Below are 24,028 nucleotides of genomic sequence, written 5' to 3'. Positions count from 1 at the left end.
ATGCAGGTAATAAAAAAGGCAAAACAGCTGTGCCGTTTTGCCTTGGTCACCAAGTTGAAGTTGTGTGCTGGTATTGTCTTACAAAAGCCCAGTACCAGCTGGTTGGAATTAGTTATCTACGCGCTCGAATACGGTAGCAATACCTTGGCCTAAACCAATACACATAGTTGCAAGACCATACTTTGCGTCTTTCTCTTCCATTAGGTTGATAAGCGTTGTGCTAATACGTGAACCTGAGCAACCTAGTGGGTGACCGAGTGCAATTGCACCACCGTTGAGGTTTACTTTCTCATCTACCTTGTCTAGTAGACCTAGGTCTTTTAGCACTGGTAGTGATTGCGCTGCAAAGGCTTCGTTTAGTTCAGCAACATCAATATCATCAATAGTAATGCCCGCTTGCTTCAAGGCTTTTTGTGATGCCGGAACTGGACCGTAACCCATGATGGAAGGATCGCAACCTGCTACTGCCATTGACTTCACACGAGCACGAATTGGAAGGCCGAGTTCTCTTGCCTTAGACTCGCTCATGACCAACATAGCAGAAGCACCGTCAGAAAGCGCTGAAGAGGTGCCTGCAGTTACCGTCCCCGATGCTGGGTTAAATACAGGGCGTAGCTGTCCTAGACCTTCTAAGCTTGTCTCTGGACGGATAACTTCGTCATGCTCGACAAGTACAGGTGTACCATCGGCATCATGGCCTTCCATTGGTAGGATTTCTTTTGCGAAACGCCCTTCAAGGGTTGCGGCATGTGCGCGTTGGTGAGAACGTACGGCAAATTCATCTTGCTGCTCACGACTGATACCGTGCATCAGCGCTAAGTACTCAGCTGTTAACCCCATCACACCGGCAGCTTGTGCTACAGATGTCGCAAGGCCTGGGTGAAAGTCATTACCATGTGTCATTGGTACGTGACCCATGTGTTCAACACCACCGATAAGGTAAGTGTCACCAGCACCGGTCATGATAGCGCGAGCTGCGTCATGTAATGCTTGCATTGATGAACCGCATAGACGGTTAACCGTTACCGCAGGTACGGTGTGAGGAATGCCAGCTAAAAGAGCAGCGTTACGACCAACGTTAAAGCCTTGCTCTAACGTTTGCTGTACACAGCCCCAGTAAATATCATCAATTGAGTCTGGTGCTACTTGAGGATTACGCTCAAGTAGGCCCTTCATCAAATGTGCGCTGAGGTCTTCGGCACGTTTATGCTTAAATACACCGCCTTTTGAACGGCCCATTGGGGTACGAATACAATCTACGATTACCGCGTTTTCCATGTTACTGGCCCTCCACTTGATAGAACACTTTACCTTCATCTGCCCACTGTCTAGTTTGCTCAGAAACTTGATAAATTTCACCAAGGTGAGCGTACTTGTCAGCCATTGCTACAAAGTTTGCGAGGCCTATTTGGTCTAGATAGCGGAATACACCACCTCTGAATGGAGGGAAGCCGATACCGTAGATCAGTGCCATGTCTGCTTCTTGCGGTGAAGCAACAATGTTTTCTTGCAGACACAGTAATACTTCGTTGATCATTGGCACCATACAACGCTCAATAATCGTTTGTTTATCAAATTCAGTTGGTGCGTCACAAATACCGCTCAGCAGCTCAAGCGCGCTGTCGTCTTTACTCTTCTTCAGGCGACCTTTGCGATCTGGTGCGTATTGGTAGAAGCCTTTTTGGTTTTTCTGACCAAAGCGTTCGGCAGCCGCAAGTACAGCGACAGGGTCTTTGTCTTTACGTGCCATGCGAGTAGGGAAGCCATCAGCCATTACGCCAGTACAATGGTTTGCCGTATCGATACCCACTACGTCTAGTAGGTACGCAGGGCCCATTGGCCAGCCGAAGACATTTTCCATAACCTTATCTACTTTTGCGAAGTCAGCACCTTCTACAACAAGTTGGCTGAAGCCAGCAAAGTAAGGGAATAGGACGCGGTTCACGAAGAAACCTGGGCAATCGTTAACAACGATAGGGGACTTGCCAAGCTTTAAGGCATAATCTACCACTGCGGCAACGGTTTCATCCGATGTTTGTTCGCCGCGAATGATTTCTACTAATGGCATCTTTGGCACTGGGTTAAAGAAGTGCATGCCACAGAAGTTTTCTGGCTTCTCAAGTGCGGTTGCTAACTCATCAATACGAATAGTCGATGTGTTTGATGTGAGAATTGTGCCCTCAGGCAGTTGCGATTCAAGACTCGCCAAGACCGATTTTTTGATCTTTGGATTCTCAACAACGGCTTCAACAATAATATCTGAGCCTTGCAAGTCTTGGTCGTTAAGCGTTGGTTTGATTTTACCTAAAGTGGCAATCATTTTATCCATCGACATGTGGCCGCGCTGTACTTTCTTACCGAGTAGTTTTGCAGCTTCGCCCATACCAAGGTCTAGGGCACCTTGCTGGATGTCTTTCATGACGATAGGTGTGCCTTTGTATGCTGACTGGTAAGCGATACCGCCACCCATAATTCCAGCACCTAGCACAGCCGCTTGCTTAATCTCGGTGTTGCTTTGCTTCGCTTGCTTCTTGGCAACCGTTTTGATGTATTGATCCGCTAAGAAAATACCGGTTTGCGCTGCGGCTTCTGCCGTTTTGGCAAGCTTAGCAAAGTTTTGGTTTTCGAGTGCCATCGCTTCGCTGCGGCTAAGGTTAGCTGCTGCTTTAAGCGTTTGTACCGCCATCATTGGTGCAGGGTAATGACCTTTGGTTTTCGCCATGACTAAGCCTTCAGCCATACCAAAGCTCATACCTTGTTCAACACGATTCATCTTCAATGGGTCAAGCTTGATTTGGCGTTTCGCGCGCCAATCCAATTTACCTGCAATGGCTTGCTCCAAGGTACGAATAGCGGCAGCCATGAGTTTGTCAGCAGCTACTACACCGTCAACCGCACCCACTTTTAGTGCGTCATTCGCTCGGTTTTCTTGACCTGTGGTGATCCACGTCATTGCGTTGTCAGCGCCGATTAAGCGAGGAAGTCTTACGGTACCACCAAAGCCCGGCATAATGCCAAGCTTAACTTCTGGTAGGCCAATTTTTGCGTTGTCAGTTGCAATACGGTAATCCGTGGCCAGCAACCACTCGCAACCACCGCCAAGCGCAAGGCCATTTACTGCCGATAGAGTAGGGAAAGGTAAATCTTCTATTGCGTCGAAGACATCGGTTGCGGTTTTAATCCAACCAACAAGTTCTTCTTCTGGGCGTTGGAAAGTCGGAAGGAATTCAAAAATATCAGCGCCAACAATAAAGTGGTCTTTATCGCTGGTAAAAATTAAGCCGTCGATGTCGTCGCGCTGGCTCAATTCGATAAGTGCTTCGTGGCTTTCCTTTAGTACTTGCTGAGATAGTTTGTTTACTGAGCCTGGTAGGCAAAACTTAAACTCAGCGATATTGCCTTTGCAAAAATCAACTACAAAGGACTCGCGTTTGATTAACATACATGTTCTCCCGTGTTTTACACTGGTACGATGAGTTGTAATTTCAATCAGTGTGGATCCTTTGGCGGCAAATTGCAATGAAAAATTTACCGCACATTTACTGAAATACCTGAGTCGGTTTGCTATGGTGGCTTAACGCACCTCGCATTTAGTGTCATTTATGAGCATGCTCGCAAGTGACAAGCCGAGTTTTGGTCTTCAGCGCCATCTTTAGATAAGCATAATTCGGCTGTATTTCAATTTAGGTGTGTATTCTTTTGGTAGATAAAAAAGGGTNGGTTACCCCGCTTAGCTGCAGGCAGCTTATGTATGGTGAGCTGGCTCTGTGCAGCCGATAGCACTCACGACGAATTTAAAGAGGCTGAGCGTGTCGCTTGGTCTGGTAATTATAGTAATTTTAAAGCGGCAACAGCGCAGCTCGATCACCCACTTAAGCCATACGTTGAAATGGCATTTTACAAGCGTCATCCTAAACTCAAGTACCAGCAGGAAATTCAGCACTTTTTAACGGTATACGAACACACCCCATTAGAATGGCCAGTACGCTCCGCTTGGCTCGATTATTTAAAGCGTCATAAAAAGAAAGCACGATTCATCGAGTTTTATCGTGAGACCAGCGATATTGAACTCAAGTGTACGTATTTGGCGTATCAGTTGGACTTAGGCGCGCCAAAAAAAGCCATTCTTGATCAGGTAACCGATATTTGGACAGTGGGAAAGTCTCAGCCTAAAGCCTGTGATGACCTTTTTAGCCAATGGCAAAAGGCAGGGTATAGAACGCCTGAGCGTGTCTGGCAGCGTATTTCCAGTGCTGCGCAATCCGGTCAAACGTCACTGCTAGACTATCTTGAGAAGCTGTTACCAAAAAATGAGGCGTATCTTGCCGAGCTTTATAAAAAGGTTCGCCAAGATCCGAGTGCGGCTGCCGGGCTTTATCGTTTTAGTAAACGCACTGAAAAAGAAGCCGAAATTGCGGTATATGGTGTAAGACGCCTAGTTTGGCGCGATCCAGATTTAGCGCTGCGTGCCTGGCAGAAGATGCAGGATATGTTTACCTTTACCCAGCAGCAAAAGGATAGTGTTGCTTATCGTTTTGCTCTAGCGCTTGCGTCTAAAGGCCATGAAGACGCACGGTTTTGGCTTAATAAAGTGCCTAAATCACTGCAGGACAAAAAGCTACTTCAGTGGCTGATGAGTAACATGCTGAAAGAGCAAGATTGGGAAGGGATTTCGGCCTTATTCGTGGGCCACGAGCAACTAAGCAATGGTCAACAATACTGGCTTGCATACAGCCTCGCGAAGCGTGGCGAGTTGGTCAAAGCTAACGAGATTTGGCAGCAACTAGCACGAGAGCGTGATTACTACGGCTTTTTGGCTGCTGCGCGGTTAGGGTTACCAGTCTCACTAAATGAAGAGCCGTTAAATGTTGACCCCAGTATTGTAGAACGAGTATCTCATGCGCCTGGCTTTAAGCGGGCAAAGGCTTTATACGAGCTGGAAAGATATACTCAAGCACGTCGAGAGTGGAACTACCTTACTAACACCTCAAGCAAAGAAGAAAAGCTTGCGGCATCCATATTGGCTGCTGAATTTGATTGGTACGACAGCACTATTTTTACCCTTGCACAGATCAAAGCATGGGACTATGTTGATTTGCGTTTCCCGATGGCGTTTAAAGATCTGTTCACTAAATATAGTGAGCGTAATCGAGTCGATATCGCATGGAGCATTGCGATTGCTCGCCGGGAAAGCTCTTTCGCACCGGATGCGCGCTCGAGTGCGAATGCTCACGGTTTAATGCAGCTGCTGCCAAGCACCGCCAAATACGTTAATAACCGCAAGCGCGTGGCAAAAAATCGCCTCTATCATCCGGCCACAAACATTCGTTTGGGGACCAGTTATTTAGAGTATTTGAAGCGTAAAAATGCCGGAAATGAGATTTTGGCGACAGCATCGTACAACGCGGGCTATCATAGAATTAAACGTTGGCTGCCGTCAGAGGCTATGCCTGCTGAGCTTTGGATTGAGCTGATCCCGTACCGAGAAACACGTGACTACGTGAAAAATGTGATGGCATATCGACAGGTTTACCACACCCGCCTTGGTCGTGATGGCAACATATTGGCAAGTATCTTGGATATGAAAATTGTGAAATAACCGCACATGGCTGGTGCTTAGACTCAGTTCGTCGTTTTTAGGTAGCAGCTATGATAGACTCGATAGTATGTGAATTTTTGAAAATGGGTACACCATGGATAAGTTAGCAAATTTATACGCAGAGCATATTGCCACGTTGCAACAGCGTACAAGAACGATAGTAGAAAGAGAAGGACTGGATGGACTTGTGATCCATTCGGGGCAAGCAAAGCGTCAATTCCTTGATGATATGTACTATCCGTTTAAAGTTAACCCGCAATTTAAAGCTTGGTTGCCTGTTATCGATAATCCGCATTGCTGGATTGTGGTTAATGGCAGTGACAAGCCGAAACTCATTTTTTATCGTCCGGTTGATTTTTGGCATAAAGTGCCTGACGAGCCGAGAGATTTTTGGGCAGAGTATTTTGATATTCAACTGCTGGTTAAGCCAGATCAGGTTGAACAATTACTACCGTACGACAAAGCAAACTATGCCTATATCGGTGAATATTTAGAAGTTGCACAAGCACTGGGCTTTACTCAAGTGAATCCAGAGCCGGTGATGAACTTCTTGCATTATCATCGTGCATATAAAACTCAGTATGAAATGGCATGTTTACGTGAAGCAAGCCGTCTTGGCGTGCTTGGCCACATGGCGGCGCGCGATGCCTTCTTTGCTGGTGGCTCCGAGTTTGAAATTCAACAAGCTTATCTTAATGCAACCCAGCATATGGAAAACGATACGCCATATGGCAATATTGTCGCCTTGAATGAGAATTGTGCGATTTTGCACTATACCCATTTTGAGCGTAAAGCGCCGAGTAAGCACTTATCATTTCTGATTGATGCCGGTGCAAACTTTAACGGTTATGCGTCAGATATTACCCGTACTTATGATTTTGCTAAACAAGGTGAGTTTGCCGAGTTGGTGAAAGTCATGAACGATCACCAAATTGAATTGGGCAAAGCATTACAACCGGGCAAACTATACGGTGAGCTGCATATCGATTGTCATAATCGTGTGGCGCAAGTGTTGAGTGACTTTGGTATTGTTAAGCTTGGTGCTCAGGCCATCGTCGAGAAGGGGATTTCTTCCACTTTCTTCCCTCATGGTCTCGGTCACCATATTGGTCTACAGGTACATGATATGGGCGGATTCATGGCTGATGAAGCCGGTACGCACCAAGCACCGCCTGAAGGTCACCCGTTCTTACGTTGTACTCGTAAGATAGAGGCTAATCAGGTGTTCACTATTGAGCCTGGGTTATACTTCATCGATTCATTGCTAGAAGATTTAGCGCAAACAGAAAACAAACAGTATATCAATTGGGATAAGGTTGATGCACTGAAGCCTTACGGTGGTATCCGTATTGAAGATAACATCATTGTGCATGAAGATAGATTAGAAAACATGACGCGAGATTTCGGTCTCGAGTAAGCTGACTTCTAGCGCTAAAAGTAAGTATATTTGGGGGCCGATTGGCTCCCTTTTAGTTTGGAACATTATGTCTGAATACTTCATTCCGAGTGAGTCTATAAGCCATCACGAGGAAATTAAGAAAAGTACGTTTATCGTACATTTGGCCCATACGCCAACCATCGAAGATGCAAAAGCGTTCATAAAACAGATTAATGATGCGTATCCCGATGCAAGACACAATTGCTGGGCACATATTGCTGGAGCTCCAGGTGGCAGCCATGTATTAGGGTTTTCTGATGATGGTGAGCCCAATGGCACAGCGGGTAAGCCTATGCTAAATGTACTGATGGGATCTGGAATTGGTGAGATCACAGCGGTGACGACGCGTTATTTTGGCGGTATAAAACTTGGCACTGGGGGGTTAGTCAGAGCCTATGGTGGCACGCTTAATAACGCTTTAGCACAGCTAAGCACGACTAAAAAGGTACCGGCTTCTATTATTGTTGGCCACAGTGATTACCATCTTCAAGGTGTGATAGAGCAGCTATTACAAAGCCAGTTTACAGTGCTAAATTTAGATAAAGAATACACGGCTAATATTACCTGGCAAATAGCAGTAGATAGTCGTGAAACACAACAAATCATTGATGCTATTTATGAATTAACCAATGGTGTTGTATTATTTAAGCAACTCAAGGAGTAGGTTCTACTTCTTTACATTCACTAATTAACCTCTGGTTAAATAACAAAAAGCGCAGCGTACAAAATGCAATTTCGTACCATAATAAAAATACTCGGGCAGTTAGTCGCTCTATTTAGTATCACTATGGTGCCACCAGCCATTGTATCTTTGATATACAAAGATGGTGGTGGTGTACCTTTTGTTTTAGCTTTCATTTTTAGTGTGCTGATGGGTTTGTTTGCGTACTACCCAAACCGCAAGGAAAACGGCGATCTTAAAGCCAGAGAGGGCTTCTTAATCGTTGTTTTATTCTGGTTGGTATTGGGATCGTTTGCATCATTGCCGCTCATTTTCTTAGATAAACCGAATCTATCTTTAGCAGATGCCGTGTTTGAAGCTTTTTCTGGGTTGACAACTACTGGGGCTACGGTATTGACGGGTATAGAACATTTACCCAAAGCGGTATTATTCTATCGCCAACAGTTGCAGTGGCTTGGTGGTATGGGGATCATCGTATTGGCCGTAGCCGTTCTTCCTATGCTTGGGGTTGGTGGCATGCAGTTATATCGTGCCGAAACACCAGGTCCAGTTAAAGACTCAAAGATGACACCGCGCATTGCCGATACCGCCAAGCACCTTTGGTATATCTATGTGTCTCTAACAGCAGCTTGTACGCTGGCTTACTGGATAGCAGGAATGAATTGGTTTGATGCTATCTGTCATGCGTTTGCTACGATAGCTATCGGTGGCTTCTCGACTTATGACGCTTCTATGGGCTACTTTGATAACCCGCTCATTAACGTTATTTGCGTCATCTTCTTGCTGATTGCTGCCATTAACTTCTCGCTACATTATGCTGCTGTGTCGAGCCGTAATATTAAAGCTTATTTGCGAGATCCTGAGTTTAAAGTCTTTCTGTTTATCCAACTAGCGTTGGTCGTGATTTGTTTTGCGGTATTATCGTCAAGCAATGTCTATGAAACGGGTGATGAAACCTTAGATCAAGCGATGTTTCAGGCTGTTTCAATTAGCACTACCGCAGGTTTTGCCACTGATAGCTTCTCAACGTGGCCATTGTTTTTACCTATTCTCTTGATTTTCTCCAGCTTCATTGGTGGCTGTGCTGGTTCTACGGGGGGGGGATGAAGGTTGTACGTGTCTTTTTACTTTATTTACAGGGGATCCGTGAACTTAATCGTTTAGTGCACCCGCGTGCTATATACTCAATAAAATTGGGTCGAAAGGCACTACCAGACAAAGTGGTTGAAGCGGTATGGGGATTCTTCTCGGCTTATGCACTAGTATTTGTGATTATTATGATTGCATTGCTGGGGACTGGGCTTGATAACATTACTGCATTTTCAGCAACTGCGGCCTGTCTAAACAACTTAGGTCCGGGATTAGGAGACGTTGCGGCACATTATGGTGATATTAGTGATACCGCAAAGTGGATCCTTACTTTGGCTATGGTCTTTGGTCGTTTAGAAATCTTCACATTGCTAGTTCTATTTACTCCTACCTTTTGGCGTGGTTAATCACGCCTAATCGAGTGGGCTTCCGTTGCTAAAAGCCCACGCGTAAAGCCCTCTTATCTGAACGTGACGAATTGTCATCTTATTTTTGAACTTCGCAAAGAAAAAGTTAATAAAAATTTCAAAAACTCGGATTTTCGGGGTTTTCAAGTGTCAGTATTTTTACAACGATTTAACTTAGAGGTGACTACCTTGCTTGCCACACGCTTTTCAGATAAAGGGTTTAAGGTGATTAAAGGATTTGCTGCTAGCCATGAGCTGGGCGTTGGTGCGCAGCTCATAGAGCAAAGTATAATGCAGCTGAACAGCCTGATCGAAGAAGTTGGGTATTTGCGGGTCAACCAATCAACCGTAGATAGTGGTGCACGGTCCTATGATTTGTTTCATCACATTGGCTGTGAAAGCGGTGCGCGATTTATTGTGAAGGTGATCTCAGAAAATGAGCTATGGCAAAAGCGCCAAATACCGGCAATTGTTGATTGCCTAGAAGCCGAAGGTGTTGGTTGCTTATTTAAACATGATGTCTCGGGTATACTGTTTGTTGCTAAGCGCAACAGCGAACCTATGATGTTGTTTATTGAGGGTGAAGAGCTTGCTATGGCGCAGAGCTCACTTGAAATACAGAGTAGAATGATGACGTTAAGAGACGGTGCAATAATGCTAAGAAGTCATTTTTTAATAAAATAATGATCACTTTTTAGCATTACTGAAAGGCGCGGAGTTGTAATTAATCTTAATTCAGTTTTAAATGGCCTTCCGCTAAAACTGCTACAATAAAAAAGTAGTAGAGTGAACTCAGGAAGGGTTGGAGCCATGTTAAAAACTCAAGAGGTTGGGCAAGAAACTTTGCTCACCGCAATCAGCGCTGGAAGTATTGTTGATTTAGAAATTTGTTTACCGGCAAATAGTAAAAGAATAAAAACAGAATATGTCGGTATGCTACAAGGGGCGTTTTTAATTCTTAACCATCCCAACCCTAAGCGATTAGGCGCGGCGCTGGACTTTGTAATGGAAGGGACTTCGGTTATCGTTCGGGCTTTGCTCGAAAATAGCGATGGCCAAGTCATTGCATTCAAATCGCAGATAAAAGCGGTTTCAGTCCATCCCGCGCGGCTTATTTTTCTCTATTTGCCAGAAAAGGTACAAACCTACAAACTCCGTTCACAAAACCGGGTGCCAACCTTAATTCCCGCAAAGTTTCACTGTCATGGCAGCAAAGATGTTGGGGTAATAAAGGACATCTCACTTGCTGGGTTACAGCTAGATTTAACGTCGATTGATGCTGAGCATATGGAAGAAGGTTTAAAGTGCGAAGTGTTTATCGAAGGTAAAGAAGGGAATCAGATCTCGCTAGAAGGGGATATTCGGCGTATAAAAAGTCATGAGCAAATTGTCTCTCTAGGTATTCATTTAACCTCAGCTCCGGACATAATCCGCAGCGTATTAAAGGACTATCTAATCGATTTGTCTATTTTTCAAGATCAACAAGAGACTTAGCGAATATGGCGCTTTAAACAAATAAAGCGCTTACTTGGAAGAGTTTTTCTACAACACCGATTTGCTTTTTATCGATCAGGAACATGATCACATGGTCGCCAGAGAGAATTATAGTATCGTCATGTGCGATCAATACATCTTCATCACGGACAATGGCGCCGATAGTCGCGCCCGGCGGTAATTTAATATCTCGAATTGCACGGCCGACAACCTTAGAGGTGTTCTCATCGCCATGTGCGACAGCTTCAATGGCTTCTGCTGCACCTTTACGCAATGAATAAACGTTAACGATATCACCGCGGCGCACGTGTGTAAGTAGTGCTGAGATAGTCGCTTGTTGTGGTGAGATAGCAATATCAATGTCACCGCCTTGCACAAGGTCAACATAGGCACCACGTTGAATAAGCGCCATGGTTTTTTGTACACCCATACGCTTTGCAAGCATCGCAGCCATAATGTTGGCTTCGTCGTCGTTCGTTACTGCGATGAACACGTCTACTTGCTCTATATGTTCTTCTGATAGCAGCTCTTGGTCTGAGGCATCGCCACAAAAAACCACCGTATTATCGAGCGTTTCAGACAACTGCGTGGCACGAGCTTGATTGCGCTCAATAAGTTTGACGCTGTGGTTCTTGTCTAATGAACTGGCGAGTCCCGCACCTATGTTACCGCCACCGGCAATCATAATTTTCTTGTAAGAGCGCTCGAGCTTTTGTAGCTCGTTCATGACCGCACGAATATGCTTGGTTGCGGCGATAAAGAAGACTTCATCATCGGCTTCAATTACGGTGGTGCCGAGTGGTTTGATGGCTTTGCCTTGACGATAAATAGCAGCAACGCGGGTGTCGACGTTTGGAATATGCTCTTTTAATGCAGAAAGTGCATAGCCAACGAGTAAACCGCCGTAATAAGCCTTAACTGCCACGAGTGACAGCATGCCCTCAGCAAATTGCAGCACCTGCAAAGCGCCAGGATAATCTATTAATCTGCGAATGTATTGCGTTACTAGCTGTTCTGGTGCGATGTAATGGTCGACTGGTAGGTCGTCATTATGAAACAGTTTTTCTTTGTACTTTAAGTATTGCTCAGAGCGGATCCGAGCAATTTTGGTCGGCGTATTGAAAATACTATAGGCAACCTGACACGCAATCATATTGACTTCATCCGAGCTGGTTACGGCGATTATCATGTCGGCGTCTTCAGCACCTGCTTGACGTAAGATCTCAGGGTGAGCGCTGTGGCCAGTGACTCCCTGTAGATCGTATTTGTCTTGCAGCTCTCTTAAGCGCTCGCCATCGATGTCGACAACGGTAATTTCGTTTTCTTCACCGACGAGGTTTTCTGCCAGTGTCCCGCCGACTTGGCCGGCGCCTAAGATGATGATTTTCATATTGGTTACGGTCGATTTTCTATTATTGTTTTGTCAACTTTGCGTAGTAAAACCCATCGCTTAATCCGGGTAATAGCTGCAAGCCTGGTTGTGTTTGTGTGTCTGTATCATGCAAAGATACAAGTGTCGCATCAGGGGTCACAGAAAGAAAACGTGCGATCTGTTGCTGATTCTCTTGTGGCAGTACCGAGCAGGTAGCATAAACTAGTGTGCCACCGGGCTTAAGCAATGGCCAGATTTTATCAATAATTTGTGCCTGTAACGTCACCAAGTTATCAATATCAGAAGCACGTCTTAGCCATTTGATGTCCGGGTGTCTTCTAATAACGCCAGTTGCAGAGCAAGGTACATCCAATAAGATGCGATCATATTGCTCGCCATTCCACCATGCTTCGGGGTCACTTGCATCGCCCTCAAGGCATTTGGCCGACAATCCGATCCGCTCAAGGTTTTGCTCTACACGTGCTAAGCGCGCGCCATCAGCGTCAATTGCAGTCACTTTGGCGTCTGCTAACTCCAAAATATGGCAAGTCTTACCGCCTGGGGCAGCACAAGCATCAAGGATATTTTCACCCGCTTGTGGTGCTAATAATCTCGCGGCTTTTTGGGCAGCGGCGTCTTGCACTGAGCAAGCGCCTGCAGCAAATTGTGGTAGTGCGTAAACGTCGATTGGGCTATCAAGCAAGATCCCGTCAGGGTATTCGCTATGAAGCTGATAGGCTACCCCTTCTTGGTCTAGCAAAGCTGCATACTCGGCAGTAGAGAATTGCGATTGATTAACACGCAGCCACATTGGTGCTTGTTGTTGATTTGCTTCTAAAATAGCTTGCCATTGAGTTGGGTAAGCCGCTTTTAGTTGATTAATAAACCAGCCTGGGTGGTTGTATAAGCACGCTGGGATTTCGGAAGCACTAGTTTCTAGTTCGACTTGATGACGCTGGAAGTTACGTAAAATCGCATTAACCAAGCCTTTCATGCCGGGCGCTCTTAGTGGCGTAAGTGCGTTTACAGTTTCGGCTACTGCAGCATGAGCTGGCACGCGCATATGCTGTAGTTGGTAAATACCCACATACAGCAAAAATTGGAAAACACGGCGTTTACCTTTAAGCGGTTGTTCAAGTAATTGCTGGCAATAATGTTCAAGCGAAGGCAAGTATCTTAATACGCCGTAGCAAATCTGCTGTAGCAAAGCTCTGTCTTTACCGTCTAACTGGCTGGTGGCAAGTGGTAATTGAGCACTTAACGACGCGCCTTTATCGACGACTTGAAATAGGGTTTGGGCAGCGAGTGCGCGAACATTACTCACGCTTCACCAACCTTAGCGCCAATAGCTACCCAGTCGGCTCGACCATTTAAAAAGTCTTGTGCAGACATGGGCTTCTTCCCTTGAGGTTGCAGAGTGTGGATCTCTAATGCCTGTGTGCCACAAGCAATTACGATACCGTGCTTATCCGCACGTAGTACATGTCCTGAAGCTCCTTGTTCGTCCACTACCTTGGCTTGCCAAATCTTGACGCTGTTACCCGCCATATTGGTAAAGCAAACCGGCCATGGATTAAATGCGCGGATGTTACGTTCAATTTGCGCAGCCTCCATCTGCCAGTCAATGTCGGCTTCTTCTTTGCGCAACTTCTTAGCATAATTCGCTAGCGTATCGTCTTGCTTTTCTGGCGTGATCTCGCCAGCAGACAAGCGTGCTAGTGTATCGATAAGCGCATCGGGGCCGAGTTCTGCAAGCTTGTTGTATAAATCGGCACTCGTATCTGTTGCGGTGATAGGGCTGCGAGCAATATGTAGCATATCGCCAGTATCTAGACCTTCGTCCATTTGCATTATCGTTACACCGGTTTCACTGTCTCCAGCCCAAATTGCGCGCTGGATTGGAGCGGCTCCTCGCCATCTTGGTAAGATCGAACCATGCACATTTAGACAACCTAGCCGAGGCGTATCTAAAATGGCTTGCGGAAGAAGTACACCATAAGCAACAACAATCATTACATCGGCTTCAAGCGCCGCAAGCTCTGCTTGTGCTTCTGGTGTTTTGAGAGATTGCGGCTGCAATACTGGAAGATCATGCTCTTGAGCTAGCACTTTTACTTCACATGCTTTGAGTTTTTTCCCGCGTCCTGCTGGGCGGTCGGGCGGGCAGTATACTGCCACGACGTCATGTTGTGATTGTATAAGAGCGTCAAGGTGGCGGGCTGCAAAGTCAGGCGTGCCTGCGAAAACGATACGCAAAGGATTACTCACGAAATATCCTAAAGTCAGTTAGTTAGACATTGGTTAAGCTTGCTTTGCAGCGAGCTTTGCTTCTTTTTCAAGCTTCTTACGAATACGGTTACGCTTTAGTGGCGATAGATAATCGATAAATAGCTTGCCAACTAAGTGGTCTAGTTCGTGTTGAATACAAACGGCAAGTAGACCATCAGCATCTAACTCATATGTTTCACCATGTTCGTTTGTTGCCTTCACTGTGACGGTTTCAGCGCGATCAACTTTTGCATATGAATATGGTACAGATAAGCAGCCTTCTTCGCTCACAGTAGAACCATCACGCTTAGTTATTTCTGGGTTGATTAAGACGCGCGGTTCGTTGCGCTCTTCAGAAATGTCAATGACAACGATACGCTGATGAATATCAACTTGCGTAGCCGCAAGGCCGATACCATTTTCATCATACATTGTTTCCAGCATGTCTTTAACTATTTGACGTACTTCGTCATTTATCTCTGCTACAGGCTGTGCAACAGTGCGTAAACGCTCGTCTGGAAACTTTAAAACTTCTAATATAGCCATGATTACCCTAAATCAATTTATCGTGTAAGCTGTTGTAAGCTAGTGTATGGTCTTATTTTAGCCATTCAAGTTCCCCTTTAACAGGTTTTGGTGGATAATAACCAAAAATAACCACAAGGAAGCCATCATGAAATATCCGATTGCTGCATTAATACTCGCTAGCTGCTCAGTTTTCTCTGTGAAAGCGGACACTTTGGCTGTAAAAGCAGATGCACCACAGCACTATGTGGTGAAAAAAGGCGATACCTTGTGGGATATTTCAAAAATGTATTTACGTTCGCCATGGAAATGGAAGCAACTATGGCAGTGGAACCCTAGTATTCAAAATCCTGATCTGATTTATCCAGGGGACAGTCTTAAATTACTCTACGACGAAAATGGTAATCCGATGCTGGTGCTAGACAAGGGTGTGAAGAAGCTGTCGCCGCATACGCGTATTGTTAACCTAAAAGCGGCAGCCATTCCTACCTTACCGCTACCTATCATGGAACCTTTTTTGCGGTTCGAGCAGGCACTTTCTGAATCGGAGTTTTCTGATAGCCCAATTGTTCTCGGGGCTAACCGTAATATTAAAAATGCGACTCCGGGTCATCTTCTATATATTAAAGGTGATTTAGTCAAAGGCGGGCACTATGCCATCTATCGTCGCGGTGAAATATACCGAGAGTTGGATAGTCAACAGCAACTAGGTATGGAAGCAGTGCTGGTTGGTACGGGTCATGTGGTCGAGCAAGGTGATCTGGCTGCTGGGCGTCCGGCAAAGCTACAGTTAGAAGTTGCAAAGCAAGAAGTTAGAGCCGGCGATATTGTGCTGCCCATTTCCACGGGACAAAGCTATCCAGCACAATTCTCAATATCACGCCCAAAACAGCAAACCTCGGGACGTATTATTGCTAGCGATAATAAACTCAGAGAGTTTAGTACCATGAGTGTTGTGGTGCTTGATGTGGGCAGTAAAGCTCAGTTAAAAGAGGGACATGTTCTTGATATTATAAGGCAGTCGCCTACAGTTATAGAAAGCCAGCACGGTCCGCGTTATATTGAAGACGCATCACGACTCGACAAAATGATCACCGAAATGGGATCTTGGTTTGGTGAGGAAAACGACGACGATAGCGTGGTATGGCACATGCCAAAAGAAAAAGTCGGTGAAGTGATGATCTTTAAAGTCTACGAAGATTTAAGCTACGCAATGGTTGTTGAAACGTCAGAGCCGATCCGCGTTGGTGATTATGTACAAGCATTCAAGGAAGCCACCAAAAACTAGGTGGTAATAATTCTCCTTGAGTGAGTCTGTAAGCTCAAGGAGAGAGTATGAAACAAACTGAACAAGCTCAAGCTTTGGCATTAACCCTGTGCCAAGGACTGGGTATCAAAACCATCACCGCATTACTTAATCAAGTCCCCCTTACGCAATTATTTACATTAAGTCAGGTTGAGCTTTGTCAGCTTGGGCTACAAGAAAATGTTGCTGCCAACTTAGCGAGCACAGATTGGTCTCGTATCGAGCACATATTGGCTTACTGTCAATGTCAGCAAATTCATGTTGTATCTTTGTTTTCTCCTGAGTACCCTGAGCAACTAAAAGAGATCTGTAACCCTCCCTTAGTGCTCTTTTGCAGAGGGAATATTGCGTTATTAAAACAACCACAAATTGCGGTTGTCGGTAGTCGCAGTTCAACGAGAACTGGGCTTGGGCTTGCACATGAATTTGCACAGGGCTTAAGTCGCTCGGGGTTGGTGGTGACGTCGGGTATGGCTAGAGGGATTGATGGCGCAGCGCACCAAGGTGCACTTGATGTTCAAGGAGGAACTATTGCCGTGCTAGGGACAGGTGTTGATGTTGTTTATCCCAAACGCCATCAACGGCTTTATGAAGACATCGTACAGCGTGGTTTGGTGGTGAGTGAGTTCTTACCAAACACTCAAGCAAATAGTAATCACTTTCCGCGGCGTAATCGCATAATCTCGGGCTTATCTTTGGGTGTTTTGTTGGTTGAAGCCGAAGTAAAAAGTGGCTCGCTGATCACCGCACGCTATGCACTGGAGCAAAATAAAGAAGTGTTTGCGATCCCAGGCTCAATTAAAAATCGATTAAGTAGCGGTTGTCATTACTTGATTAAGCAAGGGGCAAAACTCACCGAAAATATTGAGGATATTTTGGAAGAAGTGAGCTTTTTTTGTGAAAACAGTCTATATAGTATAGAAATAGGGGAGCAAAAAGAGGAGCAATGTCCCGTATTAGAAAACCTTGGCTTTGAGGTGACGTCAGTCGACACTTTAACGCAAAGGACCCAGTGGCCAGTAGAGCAGGTGATTGCCAGACTATTGGACCTAGAACTCGAAGATAAAGTAGAGCGTGTACTCGACGGCTACATAAAACTCGCGAGGGGTTAAGAAGATGTTTGATATTTTAATGTATTTATTTGAGAACTATATTCACAGTGAGGCAGAAATCTTTGTCGAACAAAACGAACTCACCGATGAACTCCTTCGCGCCGGCTTCAATCAAGGCGAAATATACAAAGCACTTGATTGGCTTGAGCAACTTGCAGATTTACAACACAGTGACGAAACCCCCTATTTAAATGCTAAACCGGACCATGCGACACGGATCTACACCGATAGCGAATGCAATATGCTAGACGTTGAGAGCCGTGGCTTTTTAATGTTTGTGGAACAAGTCGGAGTGATTGACAGTACCACCAGAGAAATGGTGATGGATCGCTTATTCGCGTTGGATAAAACCTATATCAGCCTAGATGATTTAAAGTGGGTGATACTAATGGTGCTATTTAATGTGCCGGGTAAAGAACATGCTTATGCGCAGATGGAAGATCTGATTTTTACCGAGCCTGCATCTGTAGTTCATTAACTCTGCCCTAGCATAATAAGTTTCCTTCGGTAAGTTGAGGTCTTGAGCTCAGCTTACCGCCTTTCAAATAATGTTTCCTGCTTAGTTGAAAATACTGATATCAAATACTTGTAAGGGGGAATTTCCATCATTTCCTTGACCCTAAAAACGAGGCTATTATATTAGGCGCATACTTGCACAAGGGGGCGGTGGTAAAGCGATGAGTAAAATAGACCATGCATTATTTAATGCAGACAAACATGCATTAGAAAAAGAGTATGAAGTATGCCCAGAATGTGGCTCTGAGCTGGTAATCAAAAACAGTAAAAATGGTCCATTTATTGGCTGCACTAGCTACCCTACTTGTGATTATATTCGCCCACTCGCACATCATGATAGCCATGTAATTAAAGTACTAGAAGATGTGGCTTGTCCTGAATGTGGCAAAGATCTAGTGATCAAAAATGGCCGCTATGGCATGTTTATTGGCTGTACTGGGTATCCTGATTGCCACTATATTGGTCATGAAGATGCGCCACCCACAGCGGCGTTACCAGCGTGTCCAAAATGCCAAAAAGGCAACCTAATTCAGCGTAAAAATAAGTTTGGTAAACACTTTTATAGTTGTGACACTTATCCAAGCTGTAAATATACCTTGAACGCCAAGCCTGTAGAGCAGAGCTGCCCTGAGTGTCATTGGCCCGTGCTGGTGGAGAAAACCCGAGCGGGTAAAGCTGTGCTACAATGCCCGCAGAAATCATGTCAAAAGATAGTGGAAATACCGTGAGTAATGACAATAAAGCGGATGCTGCGACAATAACAACGCCTGAGTCAGCACTTCAAGCTGGCGAAGTGATCTGTTATCCAACGGAAGCCATTTATGGTTTAGGTTGTGATCCTGATAACCAAGGTGCGGTCACTAAGTTACTAACAATAAAATCTCGACCCATAGAAAAAGGGTTAATCTTAATCGCCGACAATTATGGTCAATGTTTGCCTTACGTGGATGACAATAAAATCCCGATGGATAAGCGCGCTGATATTTTTTCGTCATGGCCAGGCGCCATTACTTGGTTATTGCCAGCGAAAGCCAGTACGCCGCATTGGTTAACTGGGGGACACGACACTATCGCTATTCGTGTTACTAGCCACCCCATTGTAAAGCAGTTATGTCAACGCTTTGGTAAGCCGATTGTATCTACCAGTGCCAATGTAACGGGTCAAACTCCAGTTGTTTCGTTGTCGGAAGCATGTAGCCAGTTTGGCTCGCAAGTTGGCTATTATGTTGAAGGGGAGTTAGGCGGTAATACGACCCCAAGCGTCATTAAAAATGCAATGACTGGCCAAGTGATCCGAGGATAAAAAGTACCATGAGTAAAATAAACCTAGAGACCGTAAAAGCCTTTTTATTACAACTACAAGATAATATCTGCCAAGGCTTAGAGGCTGCCGATGGTAACGCTCAGTTTGTTGAAGATGCCTGGGAGCGTGCTGAAGGTGGTGGCGGTCGCACTCGCGTGATCCGTAATGGCGATGTTATTGAGCAAGGCGGGGTAAACTATTCACATGTTTTTGGCGCTTCCATGCCAGCCTCAGCGACGGCACACCGTCCAGAGTTAGCAGGCAGAAGCTTCCATGCCTGCGGGGTATCTTTAGTGATCCACCCGAAAAATCCCAATATTCCAACTAGCCACGCCAATGTGCGTTTTTTCATTGCTGAGAAAGAAGGTGAAGAGCCGATTTGGTGGTTTGGTGGCGGTTTTGATTTAACCCCATTTTATCCGTTTCTTGATGATGTGAAGCACTGGCACCAAGTTGCAAAGGATTTGTGTGCACCATTTGGTGACGCGGTATACGGTGACTACAAAAAGTGGTGTGATGAATATTTCTATTTAAAACATCGAGATGAGACTCGAGGTGTGGGTGGGTTATTCTTTGATGACTTAAATCAATGGGGCTTTGAAAAGAGTTTTGCGTTTATGCAAGCGGTTGGCGATGGCTTCCTTGATGCTTATCTGCCTATCATTGAAAAGCGCAAAGATACACCGTATAGCGAACAGGAGCGTCAATTCCAGCTATATCGCCGAGGCCGTTACGTTGAATTTAATCTGGTATGGGATCGAGGCACATTGTTTGGTCTACAAACGGGTGGACGTACCGAGTCTATTTTAATGTCGATGCCACCATTGGCACGCTGGGAGTATGACTTCCAGCCAGAGCCAGGATCGAAAGAAGCTGAGCTGTATAATTATCTTACGCCAAAGAATTGGCTGGCGATGTAATAGAGTAAAAAAGGAGCCGAGGCTCCTTTTTTGCTTTTAGCGGTTCACTTAGTTTAATTTAAATCCGCGCACTTGCTCATCCAAATCGCGCGCAAGGGTGAGCAACTCTTCACTGATCTGTTTAGAGCCATGGGCATCAACTAGCGAGCGCTCAGCATTATCGCTAATCGCCACTACGCTACGATTGATTTCTTCAGCGGCCAGGTTTTGCTGCTCAGTGGCATCGGCAATTTGCAGGTTTAAGGCATTAATTTCGTGCATCTGTGTCGAGATGTCTTTAAGCGCTTGTGCCACTTTCTTGACCTGATGTGCGCGGTCATCTGCTTCTTCGCAAGAAGCACTCATTGCTGCCACGGTTTGCTGTGCCTCGGACTGTAGCTTATCGATAGTACGTTTGATTTCATCGGTTGAGTCATGTGTTCGTGTCGCAAGTGTTCTGACTTCGTCCGCAACAACCGCAAACCCTCTTCCTGCTTCCCCGGCGCGCGCGGCCTCTATTGCTGCATTGAGCGCTAAGAGATTGGTTTGCTCCGCGATACTACTGATCACTTCGAGTACTTTACCCACTTCTAGTGTTTGTGCTTGAAGCTGAGAAACTTGTTCTGCAGCTTGCCTTACATCTTGTGCTAATTGGTTGATACTTTGCTCAGTATGATTAGCAACAGCCATGCTTTCCTCTGCGAGGTGATTGCTGCTGTCCGACTTTTCTGATGCAAAGTGGGTGGTATTTTTTACTTCACTTGAAGAGCTTTCAAGCTCATTAATCGCGGCAGCAACAGAGTCCGTCCCTTGTTTTTGCTCTTGAATGGCCAGCTCGGTAGTTTCTGCTGAAGCATATATAGATTCTGCTGAGTGAATAAGTATTTTCGAAGAGTTGGATAACTGCGCAATATTGTCTTTAAAGCTATCCATCATTTTATTGAAGTTGATCGCCAAGCGTCCAAGCTCGTCATCGACTTGGTCGTCTATTCGTAATGATAGGTCCTTATTCGTTGTTGCGAGACGCATGGTTCGGCCTAGTGTTTTTAGTCGTACTATAAAGAGCTTCCTGAAAAGTACGCCTAAAATTACAAAGGTGGTAATAAAGATAGCTGAGAGAAGCGCAGTGCTAAACCATGTATTAGTGTGTACCGTATTATCAATATCATCCAAAGAGTAGCTGATCCGCACAACACCGAGCACATCGCCTTCCTGTGCCTGATGACAACCCAAGCAGTTGGTTCCTTTATAGTCCTCCTTGGCTATCATTGGCTTTAAGTAAGTCATGATACGACTACCATCGCGCTGTTCTATAACTAAGGTTTCTTTCCCATTCAACGCATCAAACTCAGCTTCAGAGTTAGGTGCTTGATTTGCATTACCAGGACCGTAAAGCTTATTAACTTGCTCGGAGCGGATAATGTGAGCATCTTCGATATTAGGGTGATTGCGAATTTTGTCACTCAAAATTTCACGGTTTGCCATGGTGCCTGTCAGCATCATAGTATTGATAGAGTCAAAGTAATTATCGGCTAGTAACCTAATGTTACTTTCAACTGTTTCTTCAGCAAGAGTCTTTTGTTGACTGCTACTACTGAGGATACTGGCAATCAAAACGAGGACACCCGTCACTGCCAGTAACGCATAAATTTTATGTTGAATAGATTTCACACGCATCGCACCTGTTCATAATTAGAACAGTAATTATGCATCTCTACTCAAGAACGGGGTTTGACCTAGCGCAAAATAGCCGTGTAATTTTAATCAACTAATACTTTAGTTTTATTCTTGATTAATCATATGTGTCGCAAGTTGAGCGAGGGACTGCCTTAATCCTTCTCTTAATAATGGATTTCCTACCTCTAAGTCTAATGCTTTATTCATACAGTGCATCCATTGATCCCGTAAATCTTGGTCGATAGGAAAGGGCATATGGCGCATTCTTAAACGTGGATGGCCATATTTCTCTGCAAAAAGATCTGGGCCACCTAACCAACCAGAAAGAAATTCAAAAAATACCTGTCTGATCCTGTCTAATGGTTGTGGATGCATATCGTAAAGCGGCTTTGCATAGAGATCAGTTGCCATAATATCGTAAAAGCGGTTGGCAAGATCGCGGGCGCCTTGTTCTCCACCAATGATTTCATAAGGTGTTTTTTCTGGAGTGGGGGCACTATTTGTTTGTTCTACGGTTGCATCTTTATTAAAGATACGTTTAATTAACTGCTTCATAATGACTCTTTCAAGGCGCTCTTATAACGATGGACAAATACGCGGTATTCGGTAATCCGATAAAACATTCTAAATCGCCAGCAATCCATGCGCAATTCGCACAGCAATGCCAGCAGCAATTAGAATACGAGGCTATTTTGGCACCAGAAGATGCCTTTATTCAAACTGCATCGACATTTTTTGCCCAAGGTGGTTGTGGTGCGAATGTGACTTTACCTTTTAAAGAGCAGGCATTTGCCTTTGCAGATACCCTCACCGAACGAGCTAGGCTCGCTGGTGCCGTCAATACCCTAATCAAACAGCAAGATGGCAGTATTACAGGCGATAATACTGATGGTGCAGGTCTTGTACGAGATCTCGTGAAACACCAAACTAAACTTGAGGGGGCTACCGTACTATTGATTGGTGCCGGTGGTGCAGCCAAAGGCTGTATCTATCCGCTCCTTCAGGCCGGAGCAAAACGGATCGTCGTGACCAACCGTACTGAGTCAAAGGCATTGCAACTAGCAAAGCAATTTGCCTCGTATGGAGAGGTTACAGGGTGTGGCTTAAACAATACCCCCGACATCGGTTTCGATATTGTGATTAACTCCACCTCATCGAGCATCACAGGGCAAGTACCAGACGTTAGCCCTACTGTTATTACATTCAGCTTAGTTGCCTACGATATGTTCTACAGCGACCAGCGAACAAGTTTCTTAGACTGGGTGGCGCAACACAATCAACAAACGCAATTGATAGATGGCATAGGTATGTTAGTTGAGCAGGCCGCAGAAGCGTTTTACCAATGGCGAGGGGTGAGGCCTGATACGTCCGAAACATTTAGGCTTATTAGAAGGTAAATATGAACCAAGCAATACTGTTTAATGATGACATCAGTTATCAACAGGGAGAATTAACGTTTACGGCGATGGCCAGTGGTCAGCTGATCCGCTGTAAAATTGCAACCGAGCTTGAGCAGGAAGCCGCAATAGCGCACTTTGCTCAGCACCAATTCGATTATGAAATGCAGGCTGAGCAATTAATAGAGGATGAAGCATTTAATGAGGCGGGAGAGATAAGCTTAGCTTTCCTCTAAATATTCATTTTTCAGTTCCACGTAATTTTGGGCGGACACTTTTAAAAATTGTAGCTCTTGTTCGGTGAGGGGTCTGGCTTGTTTTACCGGACTACCGACATATAGAAAGCCGGACTCAAGGCTTTTATTAGGCGGGACAAGTGCACCACCACCAATGATAACGTCATCTCCTACGGTGACGTTATCCATAATAATTGCACCCATACCCACAAGAATACGATTACCAAGTTTGCAACCATGCAACATGACTTTATGACCAACAGTCACATCATCACCAATAATAAGCGGGTAACCGTCAGGTACTGAAGCGCTCTTTCTTGTTAAATGCAGTACGCTGCCGTCTTGAACATTAGTTCGTTTACCTATCTTGATATAGTTCACATCGCCTCTGGCTGCAACCAATGGCCAAACACTGCTGTCTTCGCCAATTTCTATATCACCGACCAAAACGGATGATTCATCAATATAAACGCCTTGTGCCAAGCGCGGGGATTTACCTTTATAACTTCTAAGCATGTCTAGATTACTCATCTCTCGTGTCTTGTGTCACTAGTGTAGAATGTTGAATTGTAAAACTCTAGTACGAAAAAACTGCAAAAAGATAAGCAGAAGTGTCAAAAATAAGCGTTTCGCTTTATTTTTGCTCGAACAAACGTTTTTTCGCAATTTTCTTTAAAAAAAGGGTTGCACTAAAATCGGATCGCCCTA

Annotated in this window: 22 protein-coding genes and 1 pseudogene; 14 read left to right on the top strand and 9 right to left on the bottom strand. The window is 45.0% G+C overall.

Features of this window, described 5'->3' with window-relative positions; genetic code table 11:
* Window positions 1-108: 108 nt before the first annotated feature.
* Window positions 109-1,278, bottom strand: coding sequence for an acetyl-CoA C-acyltransferase FadA (gene fadA, locus CKO50_RS20725; RefSeq protein ID WP_010604167.1), 1,170 nt, complete (start codon window positions 1,276-1,278; stop codon window positions 109-111).
* Window position 1,279: 1 nt separating this feature from the next.
* Complete coding sequence (fadB, locus tag CKO50_RS20720; RefSeq protein ID WP_095729701.1) at window positions 1,280-3,442, bottom strand: fatty acid oxidation complex subunit alpha FadB; 2,163 nt, start codon at window positions 3,440-3,442, stop codon at window positions 1,280-1,282.
* A gap of 309 nt (window positions 3,443-3,751) precedes the next feature.
* Between fadB and CKO50_RS20715 the strand changes: the two genes are divergently transcribed.
* The 6 genes and pseudogenes from CKO50_RS20715 to CKO50_RS20690 all read left to right on the top strand — a co-directional run bounded on the left by CKO50_RS20715 (window position 3,752) and on the right by CKO50_RS20690 (window position 10,709).
* Entirely contained in the window at window positions 3,752-5,599 is a 1,848-nt protein-coding gene (locus CKO50_RS20715) for a transglycosylase SLT domain-containing protein (protein ID WP_095729700.1), read from the top strand.
* Between the two features lie 94 nt (window positions 5,600-5,693).
* Window positions 5,694-7,016, top strand: coding sequence for a Xaa-Pro dipeptidase (gene pepQ / locus CKO50_RS20710; RefSeq protein ID WP_010604170.1), 1,323 nt, complete (start codon window positions 5,694-5,696; stop codon window positions 7,014-7,016).
* Window positions 7,017-7,083: 67 nt separating this feature from the next.
* Window positions 7,084-7,701, top strand: a complete 618-nt coding sequence (locus tag CKO50_RS20705) for a YigZ family protein (protein WP_095729699.1) — start codon at window positions 7,084-7,086, stop codon at window positions 7,699-7,701.
* A 63-nt stretch (window positions 7,702-7,764) separates the two neighbouring features.
* Window positions 7,765-9,215: pseudogene (locus CKO50_RS20700) on the top strand (TrkH family potassium uptake protein).
* A 147-nt stretch (window positions 9,216-9,362) separates the two neighbouring features.
* Complete coding sequence (locus tag CKO50_RS20695; protein ID WP_255230718.1) at window positions 9,363-9,899, top strand: hypothetical protein; 537 nt, start codon at window positions 9,363-9,365, stop codon at window positions 9,897-9,899.
* A 126-nt stretch (window positions 9,900-10,025) separates the two neighbouring features.
* Complete coding sequence (locus tag CKO50_RS20690) at window positions 10,026-10,709, top strand: flagellar brake protein (RefSeq protein ID WP_095729698.1); 684 nt, start codon at window positions 10,026-10,028, stop codon at window positions 10,707-10,709.
* Window positions 10,710-10,722: 13 nt separating this feature from the next.
* Here the strand turns inward: CKO50_RS20690 and trkA are convergent, their stop codons facing one another.
* Genes trkA through def form a run of 4 tightly spaced genes read right to left on the bottom strand, consistent with a single transcriptional unit; the run spans window position 10,723 to window position 14,895 of the window.
* Window positions 10,723-12,099 (bottom strand): Trk system potassium transporter TrkA, encoded by a 1,377-nt coding sequence (gene trkA / locus CKO50_RS20685; protein ID WP_017218519.1) that lies wholly within the window; start codon window positions 12,097-12,099, stop codon window positions 10,723-10,725.
* A 22-nt stretch (window positions 12,100-12,121) separates the two neighbouring features.
* Window positions 12,122-13,405, bottom strand: coding sequence for a 16S rRNA (cytosine(967)-C(5))-methyltransferase RsmB (gene rsmB, locus CKO50_RS20680; protein WP_095729697.1), 1,284 nt, complete (start codon window positions 13,403-13,405; stop codon window positions 12,122-12,124).
* Window positions 13,402-14,349, bottom strand: coding sequence for a methionyl-tRNA formyltransferase (fmt, locus tag CKO50_RS20675; protein WP_095729696.1), 948 nt, complete (start codon window positions 14,347-14,349; stop codon window positions 13,402-13,404). Before fmt ends, rsmB begins: the two co-directional genes overlap by 4 nt.
* Before the next feature lie 33 nt (window positions 14,350-14,382).
* A complete protein-coding gene (gene def / locus CKO50_RS20670; RefSeq protein ID WP_095729695.1) occupies window positions 14,383-14,895 on the bottom strand; it encodes a peptide deformylase in 513 nt (170 codons plus the stop codon).
* A gap of 127 nt (window positions 14,896-15,022) precedes the next feature.
* On the opposite strand from def, the gene CKO50_RS20665 reads away from it, so the two are divergent.
* From CKO50_RS20665 to hemF, 6 genes are all read left to right on the top strand, one after another.
* A complete protein-coding gene (locus tag CKO50_RS20665; RefSeq protein ID WP_095729694.1) occupies window positions 15,023-16,162 on the top strand; it encodes a LysM peptidoglycan-binding domain-containing protein in 1,140 nt (379 codons plus the stop codon).
* A 47-nt stretch (window positions 16,163-16,209) separates the two neighbouring features.
* Window positions 16,210-17,292: a DNA-processing protein DprA gene (gene dprA, locus CKO50_RS20660; protein WP_095729693.1), complete on the top strand. Its 1,083-nt coding sequence runs from the start codon at window positions 16,210-16,212 to the stop codon at window positions 17,290-17,292.
* A gap of 4 nt (window positions 17,293-17,296) precedes the next feature.
* The gene (locus tag CKO50_RS20655; protein ID WP_095729692.1) at window positions 17,297-17,770 is read left to right on the top strand and encodes a DUF494 family protein; all 474 of its coding nucleotides are present in this window, start codon (window positions 17,297-17,299) and stop codon (window positions 17,768-17,770) included.
* Between the two features lie 199 nt (window positions 17,771-17,969).
* Window positions 17,970-18,536, top strand: a complete 567-nt coding sequence (locus CKO50_RS20650) for a type I DNA topoisomerase (RefSeq protein WP_095729691.1) — start codon at window positions 17,970-17,972, stop codon at window positions 18,534-18,536.
* Window positions 18,533-19,111 carry an L-threonylcarbamoyladenylate synthase gene (locus CKO50_RS20645; RefSeq protein WP_095729690.1) on the top strand — a complete coding sequence of 193 codons (579 nt, stop codon included), beginning with the start codon at window positions 18,533-18,535 and terminating at the stop codon, window positions 19,109-19,111. The genes CKO50_RS20650 and CKO50_RS20645 overlap by 4 nt, the downstream gene beginning before the upstream one ends.
* Window positions 19,112-19,119: 8 nt before the next feature.
* Window positions 19,120-20,031 carry an oxygen-dependent coproporphyrinogen oxidase gene (hemF, locus tag CKO50_RS20640; protein ID WP_095729689.1) on the top strand — a complete coding sequence of 304 codons (912 nt, stop codon included), beginning with the start codon at window positions 19,120-19,122 and terminating at the stop codon, window positions 20,029-20,031.
* 48 nt (window positions 20,032-20,079) lie between these two features.
* Here the strand turns inward: hemF and CKO50_RS20635 are convergent, their stop codons facing one another.
* Together CKO50_RS20635 and CKO50_RS20630 are read right to left on the bottom strand one after the other, a co-directional pair.
* Window positions 20,080-21,687, bottom strand: a complete 1,608-nt coding sequence (locus CKO50_RS20635; RefSeq protein WP_095729688.1) for a methyl-accepting chemotaxis protein — start codon at window positions 21,685-21,687, stop codon at window positions 20,080-20,082.
* 105 nt (window positions 21,688-21,792) lie between these two features.
* Window positions 21,793-22,242, bottom strand: coding sequence for a group II truncated hemoglobin (locus CKO50_RS20630; protein WP_095729687.1), 450 nt, complete (start codon window positions 22,240-22,242; stop codon window positions 21,793-21,795).
* A gap of 29 nt (window positions 22,243-22,271) precedes the next feature.
* On the opposite strand from CKO50_RS20630, the gene aroE reads away from it, so the two are divergent.
* Both aroE and CKO50_RS20620 read left to right on the top strand, forming a co-directional pair.
* Entirely contained in the window at window positions 22,272-23,084 is an 813-nt protein-coding gene (aroE, locus tag CKO50_RS20625) for a shikimate dehydrogenase (protein ID WP_095729686.1), read from the top strand.
* 2 nt (window positions 23,085-23,086) lie between these two features.
* Window positions 23,087-23,320: a DUF1488 family protein gene (locus CKO50_RS20620; protein WP_095729685.1), complete on the top strand. Its 234-nt coding sequence runs from the start codon at window positions 23,087-23,089 to the stop codon at window positions 23,318-23,320.
* Here CKO50_RS20620 and CKO50_RS20615 read toward each other — a convergent pair.
* A complete protein-coding gene (locus CKO50_RS20615) occupies window positions 23,306-23,851 on the bottom strand; it encodes a gamma carbonic anhydrase family protein (RefSeq protein WP_095729684.1) in 546 nt (181 codons plus the stop codon). The genes CKO50_RS20620 and CKO50_RS20615 overlap by 15 nt on opposite strands.
* Between the last annotated feature and the right edge of the window lie 177 nt (window positions 23,852-24,028).

It is taken from the genome of Pseudoalteromonas sp. HM-SA03 (assembly GCF_002289345.1).
Classification (GTDB): Bacteria; Pseudomonadota; Gammaproteobacteria; order Enterobacterales; family Alteromonadaceae; genus Pseudoalteromonas.
This window is presented reverse-complemented; position numbering and strand designations above follow the sequence as displayed.

What these genes read in the sequence shown, in the direction of transcription:
- fadA (WP_010604167.1), bottom strand. Translation starts at nt 1,278, where the DNA reads ATGGAAAACGCGGTAATCGTAGATTGTATTCGTACCCCAATGGGCCGT.
- fadB (WP_095729701.1), bottom strand. Translation starts at nt 3,442, where the DNA reads ATGTTAATCAAACGCGAGTCCTTTGTAGTTGATTTTTGCAAAGGCAAT.
- CKO50_RS20715 (WP_095729700.1), top strand. Translation starts at nt 3,752, where the DNA reads ATGGTGAGCTGGCTCTGTGCAGCCGATAGCACTCACGACGAATTTAAA.
- pepQ (WP_010604170.1), top strand. Translation starts at nt 5,694, where the DNA reads ATGGATAAGTTAGCAAATTTATACGCAGAGCATATTGCCACGTTGCAA.
- CKO50_RS20705 (WP_095729699.1), top strand. Translation starts at nt 7,084, where the DNA reads ATGTCTGAATACTTCATTCCGAGTGAGTCTATAAGCCATCACGAGGAA.
- CKO50_RS20690 (WP_095729698.1), top strand. Translation starts at nt 10,026, where the DNA reads ATGTTAAAAACTCAAGAGGTTGGGCAAGAAACTTTGCTCACCGCAATC.
- trkA (WP_017218519.1), bottom strand. Translation starts at nt 12,099, where the DNA reads ATGAAAATCATCATCTTAGGCGCCGGCCAAGTCGGCGGGACACTGGCA.
- def (WP_095729695.1), bottom strand. Translation starts at nt 14,895, where the DNA reads ATGGCTATATTAGAAGTTTTAAAGTTTCCAGACGAGCGTTTACGCACT.
- CKO50_RS20665 (WP_095729694.1), top strand. Translation starts at nt 15,023, where the DNA reads ATGAAATATCCGATTGCTGCATTAATACTCGCTAGCTGCTCAGTTTTC.
- dprA (WP_095729693.1), top strand. Translation starts at nt 16,210, where the DNA reads ATGAAACAAACTGAACAAGCTCAAGCTTTGGCATTAACCCTGTGCCAA.
- CKO50_RS20655 (WP_095729692.1), top strand. Translation starts at nt 17,297, where the DNA reads ATGTTTGATATTTTAATGTATTTATTTGAGAACTATATTCACAGTGAG.
- CKO50_RS20650 (WP_095729691.1), top strand. Translation starts at nt 17,970, where the DNA reads ATGAGTAAAATAGACCATGCATTATTTAATGCAGACAAACATGCATTA.
- hemF (WP_095729689.1), top strand. Translation starts at nt 19,120, where the DNA reads ATGAGTAAAATAAACCTAGAGACCGTAAAAGCCTTTTTATTACAACTA.
- CKO50_RS20635 (WP_095729688.1), bottom strand. Translation starts at nt 21,687, where the DNA reads ATGCGTGTGAAATCTATTCAACATAAAATTTATGCGTTACTGGCAGTG.
- CKO50_RS20630 (WP_095729687.1), bottom strand. Translation starts at nt 22,242, where the DNA reads ATGAAGCAGTTAATTAAACGTATCTTTAATAAAGATGCAACCGTAGAA.
- aroE (WP_095729686.1), top strand. Translation starts at nt 22,272, where the DNA reads ATGGACAAATACGCGGTATTCGGTAATCCGATAAAACATTCTAAATCG.
- CKO50_RS20620 (WP_095729685.1), top strand. Translation starts at nt 23,087, where the DNA reads ATGAACCAAGCAATACTGTTTAATGATGACATCAGTTATCAACAGGGA.
- CKO50_RS20615 (WP_095729684.1), bottom strand. Translation starts at nt 23,851, where the DNA reads ATGAGTAATCTAGACATGCTTAGAAGTTATAAAGGTAAATCCCCGCGC.